This is a genomic window from Streptomyces sp. NPDC003393, assembly GCF_053589015.1.
Window position 1 is genome coordinate 1 of the sequence record NZ_JBSFRB010000093.1, and the last position, 3,669, is coordinate 3,669.

At 69.1% G+C, this 3,669-nt stretch carries 5 protein-coding genes; 4 read left to right on the forward strand and 1 reads right to left on the reverse strand.

Going from position 1 to position 3,669, the window contains the following annotated elements:
* Nucleotides 1–183 precede the first annotated feature (183 nt).
* From ACWDUZ_RS38425 to ACWDUZ_RS38440, 4 genes are all read left to right on the forward strand, one after another.
* The gene (locus ACWDUZ_RS38425; RefSeq protein ID WP_451636465.1) at nt 184–792 is read left to right on the forward strand and encodes a hemerythrin domain-containing protein; all 609 of its coding nucleotides are present in this window, start codon (nt 184–186) and stop codon (nt 790–792) included.
* Nucleotides 793–999: 207 nt separating this feature from the next.
* On the forward strand, nt 1,000–1,317 hold the full coding sequence (locus ACWDUZ_RS38430; protein ID WP_451636466.1) for a hypothetical protein: 318 nt from the start codon (nt 1,000–1,002) through the stop codon (nt 1,315–1,317).
* Nucleotides 1,318–1,343: 26 nt separating this feature from the next.
* Nucleotides 1,344–2,030 (forward strand): YqjF family protein, encoded by a 687-nt coding sequence (locus tag ACWDUZ_RS38435; RefSeq protein ID WP_451636467.1) that lies wholly within the window; start codon nt 1,344–1,346, stop codon nt 2,028–2,030.
* Nucleotides 2,031–2,041: 11 nt separating this feature from the next.
* A complete protein-coding gene (locus ACWDUZ_RS38440) occupies nt 2,042–2,326 on the forward strand; it encodes a hypothetical protein (protein ID WP_451636468.1) in 285 nt (94 codons plus the stop codon).
* 166 nt (nt 2,327–2,492) lie between these two features.
* Here ACWDUZ_RS38440 and ACWDUZ_RS38445 read toward each other — a convergent pair whose 3' ends face one another.
* Nucleotides 2,493–3,296, reverse strand: a complete 804-nt coding sequence (locus tag ACWDUZ_RS38445) for a formate/nitrite transporter family protein (RefSeq protein WP_451636469.1) — start codon at nt 3,294–3,296, stop codon at nt 2,493–2,495.
* Between the last annotated feature and the right edge of the window lie 373 nt (nt 3,297–3,669).

The window sequence follows — 3,669 nt, forward strand, 5'->3', positions numbered from 1 at the left end:
CCCGCCGCCGGTTCCGTCCCCCTTCACGCTCCTCCCCCCGCTGCGCCCCCGTCCCGCCGCCCCCCACCCGTGTTCCCACGTGGGGCCGGGCCCCTCCGGGTACCCGGAGGGGCCCGGCCCAACGTGGAGATCCGGCGCCCGGCAGGCGGCGCGACCCGGCTCGGAACACGCACGGGAGCAGCCATGTCGAAGACCATCAAGGACCAGACCGTCGACCAGCTCGGTGGCAGCCACAGCGTCCTGGTGCGGCAACGCCGTCAGCGCCAGGAGATGGACCGGCTGATGGACCTCTACCTGACTCTCGACGACCTCCACCAGCGGGAACACGCCCTGAAGCAGGTCGTCCGACTGGTCTTCAGCCACGCCTTTGCAGAGGAGACGGTGCTGTGGCCCGCCGTACGGGCCTCGGTCTCGGACGGTGAGGAACTGACGGCCCGGGTCGAGGAGGAACACCAGCAGATCAACGATCTGGTCGCGGACATCGAGCGCCTTCCTGCCGGCGATCCCGGACGTGAGGACAGGATGCGGCGGGCCTTAGCGCTGATACGGCAGGACGTCAGGGATGAGGAAGACCTTCTGCTCCCCCAGTTGCAGGACGCGGTGGACACCGCCCGGCTACGCAGACTCGGTATGACCTGGGCGGCGGTACGACAGACCGCGCCGACGCATCCGCACCCCGTCGTCCCCCGACGGCCTCCCGGGAACGCCCTGCTGGGTATACCGCTGAGCCTTTACGACCGGGTGCGAGACGCTCTGGGCATCGTCAGCTCCGCGTCACAACGAGGAAGGTGATCGCGCCCTCGCTGTCGCACACCTGGGCGTCGCCGTACAGCAGCCGGCACTCGGCTGTCGGCTTCATGAGCCCCTTGAAAGCGGCCCGGCAGTAGAGGGCCCCAGTATTCGATCACTCGGCCGCGCCCTGGCCGAGTCCCGGTGGCACGCTGTTTGTCGCCACCCGCGAGGGTGACCCGGTCGCTGTCACCGGCGGAAGGACATGCGATGAGCGCGCGGTTCCCCGAGATGGACGACGAACCTCGATGCGAGAAGGCGGCGGAGTTGCCCGACGACGGTGTCGTCCGGATCCTCCTGCGGCAGCACGCCCGCATCAGGGCTTTGTTCGGAGAGGTGCGGGAGGCCGAGGGGGCCCGCAAGCAGGATGCCTTCAACAAGCTGCGGGGTCTGCTGGCCGTCCAGGAGACGGCCGAAGGGGGCTTGTCCACCGGGTCCGATCCAATGCGGCGGATCGGAAGCCGCCGGTATCCCGGCGAACTCATCGTGGTGGGGACCCGGGCATGCGGGGGTCGATGCGCGTGGTGACGTACGGGCCGGAACATCGTGTGCGCATGCCGGCACTGCGGGCCGGCTGGCTGACACAGACCTTTCTGCACTGGGCGTACGCTCCAGAAGTCATCCAACGCCTGCTGCCCGATGGGCTTACGGTCGACACCTATGACGGGCATGCCTGGGTGGGGCTCACCCCGTTCGTCATGGCCGACGTGCGCCCTTACGGCTCCCCCGTGGCGCTGGCCGCCTTTCCGGAGACCAATCTGCGCACCTACGTGCGTGGACCGAGCGGCCGGGAAGGCTTGTGGTTCCTGTCGATCGAGGTGGCCAGCCCGGTGATGCTGGCGGCTCGCGCCATCGGGGCCCCGTACTACCTCGGGCGCCCGCGGCTGGCGCGCAGCGGTGAAAGCGTGACGTACACCGGATCGAGGTGGGGCGGTGGATCGGCTTACCGCATGACCGTACGACCGGGGCCACCGATCCGCCCCACGCACCGGGACGTATGGCTGGTGTCACGATGGCGGGCGTTTACGCACGGCGCGGGTGTTTTGTGGGAGACGCCCGTCGAGCACGAGCCCTGGCCGCTGCGCGCGGTGCGTCTCGACGATCTCACCGAGAGCGTGACCCGTGCGGCAGGACTGCCGGCACCCGCCGACGAGCCGCTGGTGCACTTCTCCGACGGGGTGCACCAGGTGCGCCTCGGTCTCTCACGGCCGGTGCGGCCGCAGTCAAGGAGGCAGGGATGAACCCCATCTGAGTGGCCCGGTCACAAGGGCTGTTCAACCTGGTCGGCGGCGGCTGGCCATTGCTGCACCTGCGCAGCTTCGAGTGGGTCTTCGGCGCCGAGTCAGAGCAGTGGCTGCAGCAGACGACCGCCGGGCTGCTCGCCACGGCAGGTTCCAGCATGCTGCTCGGCCCGGCCACGACCGACTCGCGGCAGTACGCCGGATCTGCCAAGTCCCCCGGCACCAGGACCGCCTCGCGCCCGGCCCGCTCCAGCCAGTACGCGGTGTCCCGGTCGCACTCCTCTTTCGGCAGGTAGCAGGAGATGACGCACCGTCGTCAAGGCAGCGAAGGGTCCAGGCGGCGACAGCGGGGCATCACGAGCCATGTCGCATCCCCGGCAGGCGTCGAGGGTGCCCTGAACGGCTGACGGCTACCCTCGCCCACCTTGGGTGCGGTCGGTGATCTCACCGGCTGCGCGGGCGTCACGAGTCGGTTTGCGCGTTGTCGTCGTTCAGCACCGGGGCGCTGCGGATGAGGCGCAGTGTCGTGGTCAGCAGGAGGCCGCCGACGATGTTGCCGAGAACCGCCCAGGCCAGCCACCCCAGCCAGTCGAGGTAGCCGTAGGACGTCCTGCCGGTGTGCAGGCCGGCGAACGCGATGAGGGAGTCCAGCACCGAGTGCCACAGCCCGAGCCCGGCCAGGACGAACGCGGTGGTGACCGATGCGGTGATCTTGCCGGTCATGGACTCACTGCCGTGGTGCATACGGGTCATGAGCGTGATGACGCCGCCGCCCAGCACAGCGAGGCAGAAGGTGCCCAGTGTGTACCCCCCGTCGACGAACCTCGCGCCCGCGGCAGCCGCGGTGCGATGCAGATCCGGGTAGGCCCGCATGACCAGCCACATGAACACCCATCCGCCGACCAGGTTCATCAGCAGGACCGTTCCCCACATCCGCACCAGGTCGAGCCAGGTGGCCGCGCCCGCGATGACGGTGGCGACCGGAACGAGAAATCCCTCGGTGAACAGTTCGCTGTGACCGAGCAGCAAAGCGATGAGCCCCACGGAGAAGGCCAGTCCGGCCAGGAGCTCACTGCCGGTCTCGTGCCGCACGAACAGCAGCACCATGACGCCGACAGCGACATCGATACCGCCCAGCAGCGAGGTGGCCACCAATGACGTCCAGGTCCGGTGCAACCGTGGCCCGCCCTCGGCCACGATCCGTTCCGCCGCCTCGGCGACTCTCCGTTCCCCAGGCCCGCGCATGATCTGGTCATCCGGCTCCACGGCACCCCTCCGGTCTCGCATCACCACGGGAACGTGCCTTCTGCCTTCCTCCATGGCGAACAGCTCGCCCGCCGCTCAGCCAACGCAGCTCCCAGGGGAGGTCTTCGAGCAGGTGGGCGAGTGTCTCGCCGCCCTGGAGCAGCGCCTGCACCTCGACCTTCTCGTCGGAGTCGTGCCGACTACCGAGTACCCCGTGACTGCCGTGCATGCTTCCGCACCCGCATCCAGCCGCCGGCGGCCGTGGTTGCGTCCGGAGAAGTGGTGTACGGGTTCGACCCGGGGTTTGCTCCGGCGTCGGGGTGAGGCCCGCATAGACGAACGGCCACCGGCTGATCTTCGAAGTGTCGAAGCCTCGAAGGAGATCAGCACGATG

Excerpts from the sequence above, each read along its gene's own strand:
- ACWDUZ_RS38425 (WP_451636465.1), top strand. The coding sequence starts at position 184 with ATGTCGAAGACCATCAAGGACCAGACCGTCGACCAGCTCGGTGGCAGC.
- ACWDUZ_RS38430 (WP_451636466.1), top strand. The coding sequence starts at position 1,000 with ATGAGCGCGCGGTTCCCCGAGATGGACGACGAACCTCGATGCGAGAAG.
- ACWDUZ_RS38435 (WP_451636467.1), top strand. The coding sequence starts at position 1,344 with ATGCCGGCACTGCGGGCCGGCTGGCTGACACAGACCTTTCTGCACTGG.